16 protein-coding genes are annotated in these 16,228 nt (G+C 55.0%); 2 read left to right on the forward strand and 14 right to left on the reverse strand.

All coding sequences use genetic code 11. The features are described from left to right. Positions 1-74: 74 nt before the first annotated feature. From ACK5LI_RS07490 to ACK5LI_RS07540, 11 genes are all read right to left on the reverse strand, one after another. Positions 75-719: a phosphoribosylanthranilate isomerase gene (locus ACK5LI_RS07490; protein ID WP_416947799.1), complete on the reverse strand. Its 645-nt coding sequence runs from the start codon at positions 717-719 to the stop codon at positions 75-77. A gap of 20 nt (positions 720-739) precedes the next feature. Next, the gene (locus ACK5LI_RS07495) at positions 740-1,501 is read right to left on the reverse strand and encodes an indole-3-glycerol-phosphate synthase (protein ID WP_416947800.1); all 762 of its coding nucleotides are present in this window, start codon (positions 1,499-1,501) and stop codon (positions 740-742) included. Continuing rightward, the gene (gene trpD / locus ACK5LI_RS07500) at positions 1,494-2,489 is read right to left on the reverse strand and encodes an anthranilate phosphoribosyltransferase (RefSeq protein WP_416947802.1); all 996 of its coding nucleotides are present in this window, start codon (positions 2,487-2,489) and stop codon (positions 1,494-1,496) included. The genes ACK5LI_RS07495 and trpD overlap by 8 nt, the downstream gene beginning before the upstream one ends. Positions 2,490-2,660: 171 nt before the next feature. After that, positions 2,661-3,269, reverse strand: coding sequence for an anthranilate synthase component II (locus ACK5LI_RS07505; RefSeq protein ID WP_416947804.1), 609 nt, complete (start codon positions 3,267-3,269; stop codon positions 2,661-2,663). Next, positions 3,250-4,683 carry an anthranilate synthase component I family protein gene (locus ACK5LI_RS07510; protein ID WP_416947806.1) on the reverse strand — a complete coding sequence of 478 codons (1,434 nt, stop codon included), beginning with the start codon at positions 4,681-4,683 and terminating at the stop codon, positions 3,250-3,252. Before ACK5LI_RS07510 ends, ACK5LI_RS07505 begins: the two co-directional genes overlap by 20 nt. Before the next feature lie 112 nt (positions 4,684-4,795). Then, a complete protein-coding gene (locus ACK5LI_RS07515) occupies positions 4,796-5,578 on the reverse strand; it encodes a prephenate dehydrogenase/arogenate dehydrogenase family protein (protein WP_416947865.1) in 783 nt (260 codons plus the stop codon). Further along, a complete protein-coding gene (locus ACK5LI_RS07520; RefSeq protein ID WP_416947808.1) occupies positions 5,569-6,900 on the reverse strand; it encodes a 3-phosphoshikimate 1-carboxyvinyltransferase in 1,332 nt (443 codons plus the stop codon). Before ACK5LI_RS07520 ends, ACK5LI_RS07515 begins: the two co-directional genes overlap by 10 nt. A gap of 194 nt (positions 6,901-7,094) precedes the next feature. Next, the gene (gene pheA, locus ACK5LI_RS07525) at positions 7,095-8,234 is read right to left on the reverse strand and encodes a prephenate dehydratase (RefSeq protein ID WP_416947810.1); all 1,140 of its coding nucleotides are present in this window, start codon (positions 8,232-8,234) and stop codon (positions 7,095-7,097) included. A 2-nt stretch (positions 8,235-8,236) separates the two neighbouring features. Beyond that, entirely contained in the window at positions 8,237-9,223 is a 987-nt protein-coding gene (locus tag ACK5LI_RS07530; protein WP_416947812.1) for a 3-dehydroquinate synthase II family protein, read from the reverse strand. Positions 9,224-9,244: 21 nt separating this feature from the next. After that, complete coding sequence (locus ACK5LI_RS07535) at positions 9,245-10,045, reverse strand: 2-amino-3,7-dideoxy-D-threo-hept-6-ulosonate synthase (protein WP_416947814.1); 801 nt, start codon at positions 10,043-10,045, stop codon at positions 9,245-9,247. Positions 10,046-10,073: 28 nt separating this feature from the next. Beyond that, on the reverse strand, positions 10,074-10,877 hold the full coding sequence (locus ACK5LI_RS07540) for a 2-amino-3,7-dideoxy-D-threo-hept-6-ulosonate synthase (RefSeq protein WP_416947816.1): 804 nt from the start codon (positions 10,875-10,877) through the stop codon (positions 10,074-10,076). Between the two features lie 615 nt (positions 10,878-11,492). Between ACK5LI_RS07540 and ACK5LI_RS07545 the strand changes: the two genes are divergently transcribed. Both ACK5LI_RS07545 and ACK5LI_RS07550 read left to right on the forward strand, forming a co-directional pair. Then, the gene (locus tag ACK5LI_RS07545) at positions 11,493-12,797 is read left to right on the forward strand and encodes an ammonium transporter (RefSeq protein ID WP_416947868.1); all 1,305 of its coding nucleotides are present in this window, start codon (positions 11,493-11,495) and stop codon (positions 12,795-12,797) included. 23 nt (positions 12,798-12,820) lie between these two features. Beyond that, positions 12,821-13,150, forward strand: coding sequence for a P-II family nitrogen regulator (locus ACK5LI_RS07550; RefSeq protein ID WP_416947818.1), 330 nt, complete (start codon positions 12,821-12,823; stop codon positions 13,148-13,150). Between the two features lie 162 nt (positions 13,151-13,312). On the opposite strand, the gene ACK5LI_RS07555 is transcribed toward ACK5LI_RS07550, so the two are convergent. From ACK5LI_RS07555 to cbiR, 3 genes are read right to left on the reverse strand one after another with little or no spacing between them, the layout of a single operon-like run. Then, the gene (locus tag ACK5LI_RS07555) at positions 13,313-14,413 is read right to left on the reverse strand and encodes a phosphoesterase (RefSeq protein ID WP_416947820.1); all 1,101 of its coding nucleotides are present in this window, start codon (positions 14,411-14,413) and stop codon (positions 13,313-13,315) included. Continuing rightward, the gene (locus ACK5LI_RS07560; RefSeq protein ID WP_416947822.1) at positions 14,414-14,932 is read right to left on the reverse strand and encodes a bifunctional adenosylcobinamide kinase/adenosylcobinamide-phosphate guanylyltransferase; all 519 of its coding nucleotides are present in this window, start codon (positions 14,930-14,932) and stop codon (positions 14,414-14,416) included. Next, positions 14,929-15,735 (reverse strand): cobamide remodeling phosphodiesterase CbiR, encoded by an 807-nt coding sequence (gene cbiR / locus ACK5LI_RS07565; protein WP_416947824.1) that lies wholly within the window; start codon positions 15,733-15,735, stop codon positions 14,929-14,931. The genes ACK5LI_RS07560 and cbiR overlap by 4 nt, the downstream gene beginning before the upstream one ends. Positions 15,736-16,228: the final 493 nt, after the last annotated feature.

The following is a 16,228-nucleotide window of genomic DNA, read 5'->3' on the forward strand; positions in this document are numbered from 1 at the left end:
GTTCCTACCAAAACGGAACAGCGCGTCCTGCGCACCGGACACCTGCCGCCGCAAAGCGTGTGACGGGCAGGCCGCTACATCGGCCTGTGGTCACCACCTAAAATGCGGACGCAGGCCCGAAGGCGCTCTTCATCTTTAATGCCGGGGGCAGACTCCACACCGGAGTTCAGATCAACCCCGCACGGGTTGCAACTGCGAATAGCCTGTCCGAGGTTATCCGGCCCCAGACCGCCTGCCACGAACCATGTTTTTACCCCGCGGATACCTGCAAGCCAGCTCCAGTCCAACGTTGCGCCGGAACCGCCGCCGGATTTACCCGCATCAAACAACATAAAGCGCGAACAATGGGCAAAGCGTTCCATATCGGCTTCCAGTCCGGCTTTAGTTTCGTACTGTTCAGGCCAGAACACCTTGATCACGCGCTTTTTACCGACCCTACGGCAGAATTCCTCATCCTGCCCGCCGTGCAGCTGTGCCACATCAAGCTTGGCAAACTGCATGGTTCTGCGCACTTCGTCCGCAGTATGGTCAACAAATACGCCGACGCGCATCAGGCCCGGTGTTTCAATAGCTGCTACAGCCTCTATGGACATACAGCGCGGGCTTTCGGGGTGAAAGACAAACCCTATAAGATCTACGTCCAGTTCCACACACAGGTCAGCGTCCTGCTGGCGTGTAATACCGCATACTTTTATGAGGGCGTCTTTTTCTTCAAACATGGCCGTTCAAGCCTCCTGTCTTACTGCAGAAGTCTGGCAAGGCTACCTTGAGGATCGCCGCCTGCCATCAGGGCTGTGCCCACAAGCATTGCGTCAAATCCCAACGTCTCGACATACTTTCTGTGTTCGGGTTCGGTGATGCCGCTGGCCGAAATCCAACATTCAGCCGCATCCCGTTCCTTAACTAACCTGCTGGAAATGGCAAGGTCAGTCTGCAGCGTAGACAAATCCCGATTATTCACCTGTATGATCCTTGATCCAGCTTCACGTGCTATTTCAAGATCTTGCTCGTCAAAAACTTCTACAACAGCCTCCATATTATTTTTGTGAGTGATATCAAGCAGCATCCGCAGCTCTTCTGCTCCGCTCAGCATACGCACCACCAGCAGCAGGGCAGATGCGGGCGAAGCCGCAGTCTGTACAATCTGCAGAGGATGCAGGATAAAATCCTTGCGCAACATAGGCAGTCCCGCAAAGGCCATCCGGTCAAGGTAGTTCATATGTCCTTTGAAGTATGTTTCCTCGGTCAGCACCGAAAGAGCTCCCGCGCCTGCCTGTGCATAGGCGCGGGCCACATCTTCCGGCTCCAGCCCAAGTTCTATGTCTCCCTTTGAAGGTGAGGCACGCTTGTATTCGGTAATCGCGACAATGCCTTTTTTTTTCAGCGCCTGCGAAAACACAGGGCGGTCACCGGAATACGGAGCAGGCAATCTGCCGGTGCGCTCCAGTTCCTTCAGTGCGGCAATTTCCGCCTCTTTTGCTTTGGCAAAACGGCTAAGCATTCAGCACCTTCCCGCCCGTTCCGGCTTCCACCGCGGCTCTGGCTTTTTCCATGGCATCTGCCAGCGGCATGGCATTTTCCATCAGGTACACAGCCAGTCCCGTATTAAAGGCAATCATATCAAGCATGGGGGCAGGCCCCTGCCCGTTCAGCAATTGGCGCATAATGGTAAGTGCTTCGCTTTTATCGTGCACTTCCAGCTGCTGCGGTGCACACGTGGCAAAACCGAACTCTGCGGGGTCAATGGATGTTTCACGCAGTTTACCGTTTTCCAGCAGCACCACGCCGGCAGGACCCATGGTGGTCAGTTCGTCATAACCGCCTGCCCCGTGCACCACTGCCGCGCGGGCAACGCCAGTCAGTTGCAGTGCACCGGCCATGGTGCGCAGCAATTCCGGTCTGGCAACACCCAGCAGCATGCGTGTGGGGCGTGCGGGGTTCAGCAGCGGTCCCAGCACGTTAAACAGAGTACGGATGCCAAGCTCACGCCGCACAGGCATCACATGCTTGAAAGCAGGATGGTAAAACGGCGCAAACAGGAAGACGAAATTACGGGCAGCCAGCATGGCGGGCACATCTTCGGGTGCGGTTTCAAGAGGCAGCCCCAGCCCTTCGACAACATCCGCGCTGCCGCTGGTGGACGATACGGCGCGGTTGCCATGTTTAATGACTTTGTAGCCCATTCCGGCCAGAGTCAGAGCCGTTGCCGTTGAACAATTGAAGCTGTTTTTTCCGTCTCCGCCAGTGCCGACAATGTCGATACGGTCAAAGTCCAGCCCTTCCACAAGGCGGGCATGGGACAACGCCGCCCGAACGGCGCTTGCAACCAGTTCCGGCGTTTCGCCGTGGCTGCGCAGGCCCATCAGAAAGCTGCCCGCCTGTGCCGCAGACATTTCACCTGACATCAGCCTGTCGAAAGCTGCCTGTGCCGCAGCAGGCGGCAACGCGCCTCCTCCGGCCAAGGTTTCCAGTATTTCTGCAGTCTGCATGGTGTTCTCCATATATAATGTGTCGGTTTTCTATCGTTATGTCGTTTTGCGTTCGGAGCGGGCTAGCTGTTGTGCTTCCGCCGGATGCACCGACAAAGGCTTGTATTTTCCAACCCCGCGTACAAAACTCGCAGAGGGGCAAATCTGCGCCTGACGCACCGCATAACGGGACTACGCGCTCTGAAGCCCCGCCTGAGCCGTTGCCATGCGGCAGAAGTTCGCAAGCAGCGTTTCGCCTTCCGGCGTCAGCACAGACTCCGGATGAAACTGGACGCCCATCCACGGCCTGTCGCGGTAACGCATAGCCATCACGGTTCCGTCATCTGTCAGCGGATCAGATGTGGCGGTAATCTCCAGCAAATCCGGCTTTTCTTCCGCCCGTACCGTCAGCGAGTGATAGCGCCCTACCGTCATGGGGGCAGGCAGACCCGCAAACAGTTCCGAACCGTCATGCATAACCAGCGACGACTTGCCGTGCATAATGCGGGGGCCCACTTCCACGGTGGCACCGGCATATGCGCCCAGCACCTGATGCCCCAGACACACACCCAGCACAGGAATATGTTTTGGCAGTAAATCCAGAAACTGCAGACACTGTCCGGCATTAACCGGATGACTGGGGCCGGGAGAAATGCACACCATAGAAAGACGATCATCCGTTGCCAGCGAAAGCAACTCAAAATCGTCGTTCTTGCGCACTTCGGGATTCAGCCCCGCTTTGTAGAACGCCTGCACCAGATTAAAGGTGAAGGAATCGTAGTTATCGATAAGCAAAAACATCGCAGTCTCCTGTCTCGCCCAGTCCGTGTGCGCCGGTAATGGCCGCCCGTACTACCTTTGCCTTGTTCTGACATTCTTCCCATTCCTTTTCCGGAACAGAGTCGTAAACAATGCCCGCACCTGCCTGCCAGCTGACCATGCCGTCGCGCACCCACATGGAACGGATGAGAATCCCCGTGTCCATGTCCACGCTGTCCTTATCAAGGCCTATCCAGCCGATGGCCCCTGCGTAAGGCCCCCGTGCAAGGCCCTCCATATCGGAGATGATTTCCATGGCACGGACTTTCGGTGCGCCGCTTACCGTGCCTGCGGGGAAGGTGGCTCCCAATACATCCAGCGCATCCTTGCCTTCTGCAAGTTTCGCTTTGACGTACGAGGTCAGGTGCATGACATGCGAAAACCGCTCGACCTGCATGTATTTTTCCACAGAAACAGTGCCGCCCTGCGCGATACGGCCAAGGTCGTTACGCCCGAGGTCCACCAGCATCACATGCTCGGCCTGCTCCTTGGGATCGTTCTGCAATTCTTCCGCAAGGCGCATATCTTCTGTTTCGTCCACGCCTCTGGGGCGGGTTCCCGCAATGGGACACACCTGCACTTCTCCGCCGCGGCAACGCACCAGCACTTCCGGTGACGAGCCAAGCACGCTCACTCCGGGCAGGCGCATAAAAAACATGTACGGTGAAGGATTGATCTGACGCAGGCGACGATACAGCACAAATGGATCGCCCTTGAACGACGCCTGAAACCGTGTGGAAATGACAACCTGAATAGCTTCGCCCTGACGGATAAGCTCCTTCACCCTTTCAACGTTGCGGATAAACGATGCTTTGTCCGGCACACTGACAACCGGCCCCACGTCAGGGTTCTCCGGCTTTCTGTCCACAGCGTCCCTGTCCATGCGGATAACAAAGCCTTCTGCCAGATTCAGCAGGCACAGCCTGTTATACAGATGATCAACAAGCACCACGGTACCGGGCAGCGCAAGGCAGGCTTCCGCACTTTCCGGCGGCAGCACGGATTGCAGCTTGGGCTCGAACATCCCCGCCACGCCGTAACCGAAGTAGCCATACAGTCCGCGGGTAATGGATGGCAGATCTTCAAAACCTTCCGCGGGGGTAATATCGATGGCCTTCTGTACGGCGCGCACCCCGTCCATAAAGTCCATCCCTTCGTATTCCTTCAGGCAGTCAAGCCGCGCATCGCGCGAAGCAACGGCCAGCTTGCCGTCCTTGCAGCCCAGCCGCAGCAGAAAGTTGAAACCGATTACGCTGTAACGGCCCCAGCGACCGTCAACCTCGGCACTTTCCAGCAAAATGCCCTGCCCGTTGCCCACCAGCCCGAGAAACAGACTGATGGGTGTCTGCACGTCCGCTGCTATCCAGCGAGCTGTCTGTTTAAGAGGTATGTTCATTTCAAGTCGCTCCTTTGCAGTGAATCACAACGTAAAAACAAAAGGCCGCATCCCCGGGGAGGATGCGGCCTTGGTAGAAACCAGTATAGTGCACTTACAGTGCTGCCATGCGCTACGAGGGCGCACCTCCCCTATGGTCTGAGGTACGCCACCACCAACCGGCGCGATCAACGAGCAGGTCAACATCACCGGCAGCGGCATGGTTCAAAATGGCACGGAACGCACGAACAGCGTCCTGACTATAGGGATTGGCCTCAAACAGACCTTCGAAAAGCTCTGCGTCTTCGGTCAGCATTTTACGGGCGGCATCCAGCCTGCGGCGAAAAGAAGGGGTAAGAAACGGGGTAATGGCCTCATCATGCGCCAGAGTGGCAAAGTAGGCCACAGAGGTGATGAAGTTAAGATTCTGGATGCGTGCGGCCGCACTGTCATGCTCGTCCGCCGTTGTGCGGAACGGGTCAAAGCCCATACGGATAAAAAACTCTTCCACAGCAGCGCAGGCTTCCATATCTGCATGGTCACCACCGGCTGGCACCACAGCAACACGCGAATCACCCTGTGCGGGCGACGGCCCGAACAAAGGATGTGTGCCCACTACGGGCCCGCTGTAATGCTTTCGCATCTGCTGCATGGGAAGAACCTTTACTGAAGTTATATCTGCCAATATCTGATTACCTGAAAGAATACCTGACATGCCTTCCACTACTTTGTCAAGCGCCGCAGCAGGAATACATAGCAGCACCATATCAGCACCGGCTATGCCCTGCTCCAGCATACCATGCGTAAGAGGCTGATCAAGCTCGACAATCTGAACGCCTGCGGCACGGGCACGGGCGCAAAAAAGTTGCCCCATTCGTCCACCGGCTCCTACAATCGCAGCCTTTTTTATGCGCATGGCGAAACCTTTTTCCACTGCTTCCAGAAGGCAGGAAACGACTTGCCCACGCACTCAGGGTCATCCACGGCAACAGGCACACCCGTCATTTCAAATATCGCCGCGCTCATGGCCATGCGATGGTCGCCGTACGCCTGAAATACCGTTTCGTGGGCAATGGCAATATGCTCTTTGCCCACGCCATGCACCATGATGCCGTCGTCGAATACCGCCGCCTTGATGCCCGCACGGGCCAGTTCATTGGCAGGGGAAGCAAGCCGGTCGCATTCCTTGATACGCAGATGCGCCACATTGGCAATTGTGGTCGGCCCGTTGGCAAAAGCAGCCACCACGGCCACGGTAGGCACAAGATCCGGACAATGGCCCATATCGACTTCAATACCCGTAAGCGGCGCAGGTGATACGGTCACAGCATCGCCGTCCCATGAAATTTTTGCGCCCATACGTTGCAGAATATCCAGCATGGCTCTGTCGCCCTGAATAGAATCGCGGCGCAGACCGCGTACCGTCACCGGACAATCGCCCACGGCACCGGCGGCAAGAAAGTACGAGGCATTGGACCAGTCGCCTTCCACCGTATATTCTCCCGCGCGATACATACCGGGCGGCACAACAAAACGAACTTTACCGGGCAGAATATCGGTGATCGTACGCCAGTCAGCCTTGGCCCAGCGGTCATCATCACCTTTAACCTCAACAGTAAAAGCCACACCGAAATCTTCCATAGCCTGCAGGGTCAGTCCCACATAGGGCCACGAGACAACCTTTGAACCGCCTACGTTAACGGTCATGCTGCGTGCCTGCGGCGCTGCCAGCAACAGGCCGGAAAGATACTGGCTGGACTCGTCCAGCCCGATGGTCACGCTGCCGCCGGAAAGCCCGAGCGTATCTATAACCAACGGGGGGTAACCATCCTGCTGCTCATACCGTACTTCCACGCCCGCCATGCGCAACGCATTTACCAGTTCTCCGATGGGCCGCTCATGCATACGCGGTGCACCGTGAATGCGAAACGCACCCAGTCCCGCCGCAACAACAGCCGTAATCAGGCGGCAGGTAGTGCCGGATTCATGCACATAGCAGGACGCAGGTTCACTGGAACCGCCGCGCGGAGTGCCTGCCACACCGCGCACCGTATAGACACCTTCAGCCTGCCGCACAATATCCGCGCCGCAGGTGCGCATGATGTCCATGGTTCTGTTCAGGTCGTCACTTTCCAGCACGTTGGTCAAAGTGGATGTTCCGGCGGCAAGAGCCGCGCCTATGACCATTCGATGCGATACTGATTTGGAAGCCGGAGCCGTCACTGTTTTGCTGCTCATAATCTTGTGTCCTACATGTATGCTGCGTGCCCCGTGCAAAGGGCGTGTGCGCCGTGGGTTACGTCGTCCGATGAGTTTACCGGTGTGTACGGATGCGGGTTGTACCTGGCTGCCCGGCCGGAAAAAAACCAGATTAATCCGAACTAGCAGCGTGCCCGATATGCTGTGAAAAATTCGCCTGACAGTACTTGGAATTATTCTGCCGTTATCGTGTCCGAAGCATCTGCCGTGCGGGCCACGTCGAAATATTGTCCGGCCGGATAGCTGCCCAGAATGCGCAGGCTGTGGCAGGCATGCTTCAGTTCGTCTACCAGTTGCTGATAATCTTCGTGCCCGAGGTCGCATTCCACATCCACAAAAAAGACATACTGCCACTTTTCACCGCGCAGAGGGCGCGATTCCAGCTTTTTCATGTTGATGCCTTCGCGCGCAAGGATGTTCAGCACCTGCGCCAGCGAACCTGATTTATCCGGCAGCGTAAACAGCATGGATGTTTTGTCGCGGCCTTCCTGATCAGCAGGCACAGGGCCGACAACCACAAACCGCGTCCAATTGTCCGGCTGGTCTTCAATGGCGGAAGCAAGCACGGTAAGCCCCAGCCGTTCGGCCAGATTACCGTGACCGATAGCGGCAGCGCCTTTTTCATCACATACACGGCGCGCGGCGGCAGCCGTCGACTCCGTGGGAATGATGCGCGCATTTGGCAAATTCAGCCGCAACCACTCGCCGCACTGGGCAAGAGGCTGGGGATGCGAATATACAGTGGTGATATCTGCAAGACGCTTTTCTCCGGTCAGCAGGGAATGGCTGATACGGCAGAAAAGTTCCGCATTGATGAACACCTCATACCGCAAAAACAGGTCGAGGCTCTGCCCTACCGTACCGTGCAACGAATTCTCCAGCGGAATCACGCCAAGTTCGCATTCGCGGGCGTGTACAGAGCGGATGACTCCGTGCAGGTCTTTTTGCGGCAGATATTCTACTGAATGCCCCAGAAATTGGATACCGGCAAAATAGGAGAACGTCCCTTCAGGCCCGAGGTAGGCAACCCGCTGGGGTCGTTGCAGGCTGCGGGAAGATGAAAAAATTTCACGGTAGATGGAGCGCAGATGCTCTTCCGGTAAGGGACCGCGACTGTTGGTGCGCAGCTTTTCCAGCACGTCACGCTCGCGGAAGGGCTTGAATATTACGCCGGGGTCATCGCGCTTGATGCGCCCCACTTCAAGACTAAGCTCAGCACGGCGGTTAAGCAGTTCCAGCAGATCGCTGTCCAGTGCGTCAATCTCTTCACGCACACCCTGCATACGCTGTTGTGTCCGGTCTGAAAGGCCCATGGCTAGTCTTCCCTTATATCTTCGGTAATACGCATGCCGAAATGTCTGCCCGCCACATCTGTGCGCACCATGATTTCATCGCCTTCTTTCAATGAAACCACGCTCACAGCACTGCCGTCGGGCCGTACCAGCCTGATAGTTTCGGCATTCTGCAGGAATACGGCGCCTTCTGCGCAGTTGCCGTCCGGCCCCTGAACGCGGGCACGAACCAGAAGCATGGGGCGCACTTCCACTTTTACCCTGCCAACAGTGGCAATGCCTGTTTCTCCGGTATGATCCACAACCAGAACCTCAGTTCCTGCACCCAGTTCTTCAAGGTAGGTGGTCCTGTCACCCGGCATCACTGCATAGGCATGTACAGCACCTGCGTTAACGCGGAACGGACGGGCGGCAACATACTCGTTATGTTCTGTTTCCGCGTTGATCAGAAAAGTAAAAGCGCTGGAGTTACCTACCAGCATGCCCTGCCCTGTACGCATAAGCGACATCGTATCCACGCATACGCGGTGGCCAAGACCTGCGCTCTGCACCTGTGTTACCGTGGCAGGCATCAGGTCAATCCGCCCCTGAGACAATTTAAGCTCTTTCACGATTTCCTTCAGGTCAGCCACGCCGTCAGCATTAACCACCACAGTGGTCACGCCGCGCTCAAGAATGCCTGCGGCAAGGCGCGCTTCTTCCAGTGATGCAACCTCTGCGGCCACGTTATCAGATTCTGCAAGCAGGTTTTCTACAGGGATGATTTCCCAGCCGCGTGCCAGAATCACATTCTTGCCCTGCTTCAGCATTGCTGCCACCTGCTCTTCGTCGGACTTTGCCTTCAGCAGGATGCAGGGCATTTCTTCGTCTGCCACAACGGAGCAGCGAGCCAGCGAAGCCACGGAATCCACATACTCTGCGGGAACGACAAGACCGTCCACGCCGGATTCCAGCGCCAGAGTCACCGCCCCCTTGTCGTAGGGCACACAGCGGAAAAGTACATTTTTCATTTTTCTAAGTCTCCGGACGGATTACGCTTCGCCCACGGTTTCAAGTGCCTGCTCAACATCCCAGTCTTCATGCACAAGACCGCGCAACGCCTTGACCAGTTCGCGCGGGCGTTCGTGCTGGAAGATATTACGGCCGATGGAAAGACCGGCGCCGCCTGCACGTATGGAATCATGCACAATCTGAAGCAGCGAGCGGGTGGAGTCCAGTTTGGGACCGCCGGCGATTACCACAGGCACGCAGCAGGCCTCAACCACATGTGCAAACGAATCCATGTCGCCGGTGTAGGGCACCTTGACCACGTCTGCGCCCAGTTCCACCGCAACACGGGCGCAATGGGCCACCACTTTGCCATCGTACGGGTCTTTCACTTCCGGCCCGCGGGCGTACATCATGGCCAGCAGGGGCATACCCCATTCTGCCGCAATGGCGGAAACTCGGCCAAGATCACCCAGCATTTCACGCTCGTTCATATCGCCCAGATTCACATGCACAGAAATCCCGTCTGCGCCGTGCTTGATGGCGTCCTCCACAGAGGCACACAGAGTCTTGGAGTTGGGAATAGGAGAGATTCCCGTAGAACCGGAAAGATGTACGATAAGTCCTACATCCCGACCGCCTTCACGGTGGCCGCATCGCACAAGGCCTTTGTGCATAAGTACGGCATCCGCGCCGCCTTCGGCTACCTGATTAACCGTGTGCCGCATATCAACCAGACCGTCGATAGGGCCTACACTCACGCCGTGATCCAGCGGGACAACAATGGTGCGGTTTGTTGTTCTGTTAAAAATCCGCTCCATCCGAATACTCTTGCCGATATGCATTTCGCTTCCTCTCCTGCGAAAAAAACTACTACTCTGTGCCTTCCAGCACTTCCATGGCCTGCTCTACATCCCAGTCTGCATGCACAACGCCGTGCAGCGCCTTCATCAGCATATCAGGACGGGCATGCTGGAACACATTGCGCCCCATGGACAAACCTGCGCCGCCTGCACGGACAGAATCGTGCACTACCTGTACAAGATCACGGGTGGAGTCCATCTTGGGGCCACCGGCAATCAAAACAGGAACGCAGCAGGCTTCGCATACATCTGCAAACGAGTCCATGTCTCCGGTATAGTTAACTTTGACAAGATCAGCACCCAGTTCCATGCCAACGCGGGCGCAGTGCGCGACAACTTTTGCATCGTACTCGTTTTCCACCTTGGGACCGCGGGCGTACATCATGGCGATGACAGGCATGCCCCACTCCATGGCGCGCGAGGTAACACGTCCCAGATCTTCCAGCATATGCCGCTCGGTTTCGTCACCCAGATTTACATGAACCGACACACCGTCCGCGCCAAGACGCAGAGCATCTTCCACCGTGGCAACCAGCGATTTGGCATTGGGCAAAGTAGCAACGGAAGTACTGGCCGAAAGGTGCACAATAAGTCCGACGTCCTTACCATACCCGCGATGCGTGCAACGGGGTAGCCCCTTATGCATCAAAACCGCATCCGCGCCGCCTTCTGCAACTTTGTTGACCGTTCCGGGCAGATCAACCAGACCGTAGATGGGGCCTACACTTACACCGTGATCCATGGGCACGATAATGGCCCTTCCTGTGTTTCGATTCACTATGCGTTCAAGGCGCACACTTTTTCCAAGCAACATAGCTGTCCTCCTGCTCGATGTTTCAGCCGCGGTACCTGCGACCAAAACAAAAGGGCCGCCGGCTTTTCGCCCGCGGCCCTTGTTCAGTCTACCTTTCTGGTATTCCGGCTGCTACGCAGCACCAAAGAGACCACGGACGCTTCCATAGCCAAAAAAGTAGTACCAAAAGTACACAAAAGATATGGCGGGAGTCTGGGTCTTCATTGCGTTTGCTACGTCCTCAACTTTGTATTCAGCAACCGGAATTCCGATGCATGCGTTTACCTACTCAGGTGTAGTCGCAATTGTCAATCCACTTTTTTGTATTTTTTTCATCTTTTTTACAGTGTCAAATTTTATTTAATTTACATTTTTGTTATATACGAAATTACTTTTTATGCATATTTGTAAATTTAGCACCAAAACAAAAACACACATGAAAGCGGAAAAATAAACTTTCTTCAAAATATACGTTGTGTTACACAAGTTGGCCCTTCTTTTGCTCTTAAACAGGCATCGCCACATCAACGGGCAATGCCCAAAAGGAGGATTTCCATGTTTGTACCGTTTCTCAATCTCCGTCACCCGACGGTACGCGTGCCGCACGTTCCGGCACTATGGCTAGCGCTTGCCATTATGTTTACCGCTTCTCCCGCCATGGCGGATGAAGCCCCGGCAATGCTCAGCCAGCAGCATGGCAACATCCTCTGGACACTGGTTGCGGCAATTCTGGTCATGTTCATGCAGGCCGGTTTCGCCATGGTCGAATGCGGTTTCACCCGCGCCAAAAATGCCGGAAACATCCTGATGAAAAACTTTGTGGACTTTGCCGCAGGGTCGCTGGTGTTTTTTCTGGTGGGCTATGCGCTGATGTTCGGCGCAGATGCAGGTGGGCTTTTAGGAACCTCCGATTTCGCCCTTGGCAATGCAGATGCAACCACAGAAGAGGGGTTATGGACACTGACATTCTGGTTCTTCCAGTCTGTCTTCGCGGCAACGGCAGCCACTATTGTATCCGGCGGCATAGCCGAGCGGGCAAAATTCAAAAGCTACATCATCATCTCCATTGTGGTCACCGGCCTCATCTACCCCATATCCGGCCACTGGGCATGGGGCGGCCTTGCCGGTAACGCCGGATGGCTTGAAGGACTGGGATTTGCAGATTTTGCAGGATCTACAGTTGTGCACTCGGTAGGCGGCTGGGTAGCCCTTGCGGGAGCAATCATCATCGGCCCACGTGCCGGCAAATACGGCCCGGACGGCACCGCACGGGCCATCCCCGGCCACAACATTCCGCTGGCCGCGCTTGGTGTATTCATCCTGTGGTTCGGCTGGTTCGGGTTCAACCCCGGCTCCACCACCACTGCGGACGGAACCATAGGCTACATTGCCGTAAACACCAGCCTTGCCGCCTGTGCCGGAACCGTTGCCGCCATGCTTACTGCCTGGATGCGCTTTGGAAAACCTGATGCATCCATCACCATGAACGGTGCACTGGCAGGTCTGGTCGGCATCACGGCAGGTTGTTACGAACTGTCCCCTGCTGGTTCCATCATGGTCGGCCTTATTTGCGGATTCGTAGTGGTGCTGTCCATCGAGATTCTGGACAAGGTGCTGAAGGTGGACGACCCTGTCGGCGCAGTATCCGTGCACGGCGTATGCGGCGCACTAGGCACTTTGCTGGTAGGTGTATTGGCTCATCCTTCATACGGCAGCATCACAGGGCTTGTTTATGGTGGCGGAACTTCGCAGCTGATGACGCAGGCCATAGGCGTTGGCGCCGTGTTCCTGTGGGCATTCGGCATGGGGCTTATCGTCTTTAAGCTGGTAGCAGTATTCTTCGGTGTGCGTGTAACCGCAGAAGAAGAACTGAAAGGTCTGGACATTACGGAACACGGCGCTGAATCCTACAACGGATTCCAGATCTTTACCGTGGAATAGCGGAACACAGGAGGAATCATACTATGAAACTGCTTATCGCTTATATTCGTCCCGAAATGCTCTCTACGGTAAAAAAGGCGCTATACGCCAAGGGCATCTATGCAATGTCCGTAACCAATGCCCTTGGCAGCGGACAGCAGAAGGGTTTTACCGAGACATACCGAGGCGTAGTGACAGAGGTGAACTTACTGAAAAAGATACGCGTTGAAGTGGGAGTACCGGCGGATAAGACAGAAGAGGCTCTGGCTGCTCTGCAAACCGGTGCCTACACAGGACGCGAAGGCGACGGGATAATCTTTGTGCAGGATGTTTCCAAGGCTGTACGGGTACGTACGGGAGAAGCCGCAGTCTGAATCTGAATATACCCTTCATGCCCCTTTGCAATCCCATAACAGAAAAGGCAGTCCCAAAGGACTGCCTTTTCTCATAAATATCTGACAAACGCCTCATTGAAGCAGAACAAAATTCCGAAACAATATAAACCTGCCGCACCCCTGTCAGGGTCGTGCACATGGCTATTTCCGAGGCTCTTCCGCTTTCGTTTTCGGCTCCAAACCTTCCGGCTTCGGGGCTTCAGGTTTCGGAGCATCCGGTTTCGGCACAGCAGCTTCTACCGGTTTTTCTTCTTTTACTTTAGGACGCTTTCTGGGGCTTACCAGACGCTTAAAGACAAACATCTCGGCGTCTTTACCTTCCAGTTTAGAAAGCGGAATCTCGGCACGGGCCATAGTCCTGTGTCCACCGGCAGAGCCGATGTCCCCGAACTGATATTTGGCCACATCACCGAGGTTACGCACTATGCCGTCACCACGGAAAATAACGACAAGGGTGTCTTTGTACACACCTGCCACAACCGCCCAGCGTATTTCATGCACACGGGTGAAAAAGTCGGCAATAACCACCAGAACATCGGGGTTATCGACTTCTCCCACATACACGTAACGGCCCGAACGCACTTTATGCGGGCTGGTAAATGCACGTGAAAAATAGTCCAGCCATTCAAGACGGAATTCACTGCGCGCAATGCGAGACAAAAGCTGGTGGTTGGCAAATTTTGAAAGATACCTGAACGCACGGATATCAATATCGCAGGATTCGCGCTCAAAGCTGTTGGTATCGGTTTTAATGCCGAACAGCAGCGCAGTTGCCAGCAGTTTTCCGGGACGGATTTTCAGGTTGTACAAGTATTCCGTCATCAGGGTCGAACAAGTGCCGTACTCCGGCTTCAAGTCTTTAAAGTCGGCAATAACGGGGTCTTCTTCACTCAACGGATGATGGTCGAACACCACCGAATAGTGCACGCCGGAAAATCCCGGGTGATGGTGCGGCTGCGAATCCACCATGGCAAAACGGTCATACTGCGCCGCCACCATAGGGGTGAACTTGACCATGGGAATATGCAGGTAGTGGACCATGGCCAGATTGTCGGGGCGCGAAATGGTATTAACATGGGCTATACCCACGTCCGCCACGCGGTGGATCATGATGCGCCGCAACGCCATGGCAGAAGCCATAGCATCAGGGTCGGCGTTAATGACAATCAGCCACCGTTCATCGCGCGAAAATAGTTCAAGCAGCCTTGAAAGGCCGGGCTCCAGCTTTCTGAAATAGGACATCTAGTGCCTCTTAAGATACACGGGAAGTCCGGCAACCATCAGGCATACTTCGTCGGCACAGGCCGCCACCATCTGGTTGATGCTTCCCAGTTCTCTGATAAACAGGCGTGTTGCGCTGCTTGCGGGGATAGCCCCCAGACCAGCCTCGCAGGAAACAAACGTGATTATCGCATCAGGTGCATCACGTGTAATCTGCTTCAGACACTCTGCCAGTTCTTCCTGATACTGCATTCTGCCAGCCTCACGACAGGCAAAAAGCCAGAAATCAAGACTATCTATAAGAACGGCTTTGTATTCCGTTACGGATTGCCGCAGGGCAGCCACAAGGTCTGCTCCTGTTTCCCTTACAGGGATGTGCGGATCACGTGCCGTTCTGTGGTCCAATATCTGTTGCCGAAATGAAAAATCCGCAGCCTGTCCTGTAGCCAGCAGTATGCGGGGGCCACAGTCGGCTTCCAGCTGCGTCAGTGCAAAGGCCGATTTACCGGACTTATCACCGCCCAGAACAAGGCGTATCATCCTTCGGACTCCTGCAGCCACGTCTCTACCAGCGGCAGAGACGCCTCTATTTCATGCCATTTGAACAATTCCATCATCACAATACAGTCACGGGGAGCCAGTGCAAGTACTTTTCTACACAGCTGCTGTTCTTCATCATTCATGACGGTCAAAGGTGCATGTTTGCCACCGTCAACTTCTGCATTCAGATGCAGCATGCGTATTCGTTGCATAAGATGCGGTTCACCCAAAAGCCCATGCTGACAGTAGGCCAGCAGATGCCCCGTGTCCAGACAAACCGACATATCGTAACCTAGTACAACATCCTTCAGGTCCAGCAAAGACTGCCCTTTGATATTCTCCAGCAGGATGTCGCGCGTATTTCTGCCGCTTTGCGTCCATACCTTTGCAAAAGCCTGCAGGGCAATTGCGGCATATTCGCCGCTGCAGAACGCCGGAGGGTGAACAACGCCCATAACGGCATTCTGACCCGCGCCCAGAAAAGTCACCTTATCCATCAGCATGGTGCAAATGCGGGCCGCAGCGGCACCATCATCCGCGGCAGAACAAATATCTGCCCCTTGTCCGCCCCAAGGCAGATCGACAGGCAAATGCACATGCCAGCGAAGCGGCAGCTCTGCAAGATCATGCGGCAGATCCTGATGCGTGTAGGCAAGACAGGCTTCAGACTCGAAAAACAGCAGGCCTACTTCATCCACGCGCCCCGCAAGATAGCGACAATTTTCCGCCACTCCGGCCGGTATCACCCATGAAGGTGCAGCAAGTATGCGCCCCTCGCCAAGCCTGCCTGCAAAATAATCCATCAGCGTACTTCCCTTTTAGTAAAGCGCCATACTGACGCCCTTGGACAGAGGAGTATACTGCACTGCGCCCATCAGCACAAACAGCCATTGGGAAAAAACATCATCTAGCTAGAATGATTGAACATAAATAGAAAGAACACATAAAACCAGCTTGCAGGTTATGTTGCACATGTTCAAAAAAGGCTTTGGGCTGCATACTTTCTGCAATTTTGGATAAAATAAACTTTATGCAATCATATCAGTAAGAAAAAACAGTCATCAAAATACGCAAAACAACCTGCATAGCATATAAGGAATCAACATTAATAAGTTAGTTACTACAATAGACGAAGTCGGCTTCATCTAGAGGCATACTTGATTTCAGCCGATAAGCTTACTAAGGAGGCGGAGGCACCCTGAGGACTGGCGCTGTTTTTCCGACAGTAGTCACGCAGTGGGACAATGCGGTGTCCCAACTGTCCGCACTTTTGCATAAAGCTGTGCAAGGCACACC

The sequence above is a fragment of the Oleidesulfovibrio sp. genome (assembly GCF_047973035.1).
Lineage (GTDB): Bacteria > Desulfobacterota > Desulfovibrionia > Desulfovibrionales > Desulfovibrionaceae > Oleidesulfovibrio.

Bases quoted from the DNA above. Each gene is read 5' to 3' on its own strand.
- ACK5LI_RS07490 (WP_416947799.1), bottom strand. From the start codon at position 719: ATGTTTGAAGAAAAAGACGCCCTCATAAAAGTATGCGGTATTACACGC.
- ACK5LI_RS07495 (WP_416947800.1), bottom strand. From the start codon at position 1,501: ATGCTTAGCCGTTTTGCCAAAGCAAAAGAGGCGGAAATTGCCGCACTG.
- trpD (WP_416947802.1), bottom strand. From the start codon at position 2,489: ATGCAGACTGCAGAAATACTGGAAACCTTGGCCGGAGGAGGCGCGTTG.
- ACK5LI_RS07505 (WP_416947804.1), bottom strand. From the start codon at position 3,269: ATGTTTTTGCTTATCGATAACTACGATTCCTTCACCTTTAATCTGGTG.
- ACK5LI_RS07510 (WP_416947806.1), bottom strand. From the start codon at position 4,683: ATGAACATACCTCTTAAACAGACAGCTCGCTGGATAGCAGCGGACGTG.
- ACK5LI_RS07515 (WP_416947865.1), bottom strand. From the start codon at position 5,578: ATGCGCATAAAAAAGGCTGCGATTGTAGGAGCCGGTGGACGAATGGGG.
- ACK5LI_RS07520 (WP_416947808.1), bottom strand. From the start codon at position 6,900: ATGAGCAGCAAAACAGTGACGGCTCCGGCTTCCAAATCAGTATCGCAT.
- pheA (WP_416947810.1), bottom strand. From the start codon at position 8,234: ATGGGCCTTTCAGACCGGACACAACAGCGTATGCAGGGTGTGCGTGAA.
- ACK5LI_RS07530 (WP_416947812.1), bottom strand. From the start codon at position 9,223: ATGAAAAATGTACTTTTCCGCTGTGTGCCCTACGACAAGGGGGCGGTG.
- ACK5LI_RS07535 (WP_416947814.1), bottom strand. From the start codon at position 10,045: ATGCATATCGGCAAGAGTATTCGGATGGAGCGGATTTTTAACAGAACA.
- ACK5LI_RS07540 (WP_416947816.1), bottom strand. From the start codon at position 10,877: ATGTTGCTTGGAAAAAGTGTGCGCCTTGAACGCATAGTGAATCGAAAC.
- ACK5LI_RS07545 (WP_416947868.1), top strand. From the start codon at position 11,493: ATGTTTACCGCTTCTCCCGCCATGGCGGATGAAGCCCCGGCAATGCTC.
- ACK5LI_RS07550 (WP_416947818.1), top strand. From the start codon at position 12,821: ATGAAACTGCTTATCGCTTATATTCGTCCCGAAATGCTCTCTACGGTA.
- ACK5LI_RS07555 (WP_416947820.1), bottom strand. From the start codon at position 14,413: ATGTCCTATTTCAGAAAGCTGGAGCCCGGCCTTTCAAGGCTGCTTGAA.
- ACK5LI_RS07560 (WP_416947822.1), bottom strand. From the start codon at position 14,932: ATGATACGCCTTGTTCTGGGCGGTGATAAGTCCGGTAAATCGGCCTTT.
- cbiR (WP_416947824.1), bottom strand. From the start codon at position 15,735: ATGGATTATTTTGCAGGCAGGCTTGGCGAGGGGCGCATACTTGCTGCA.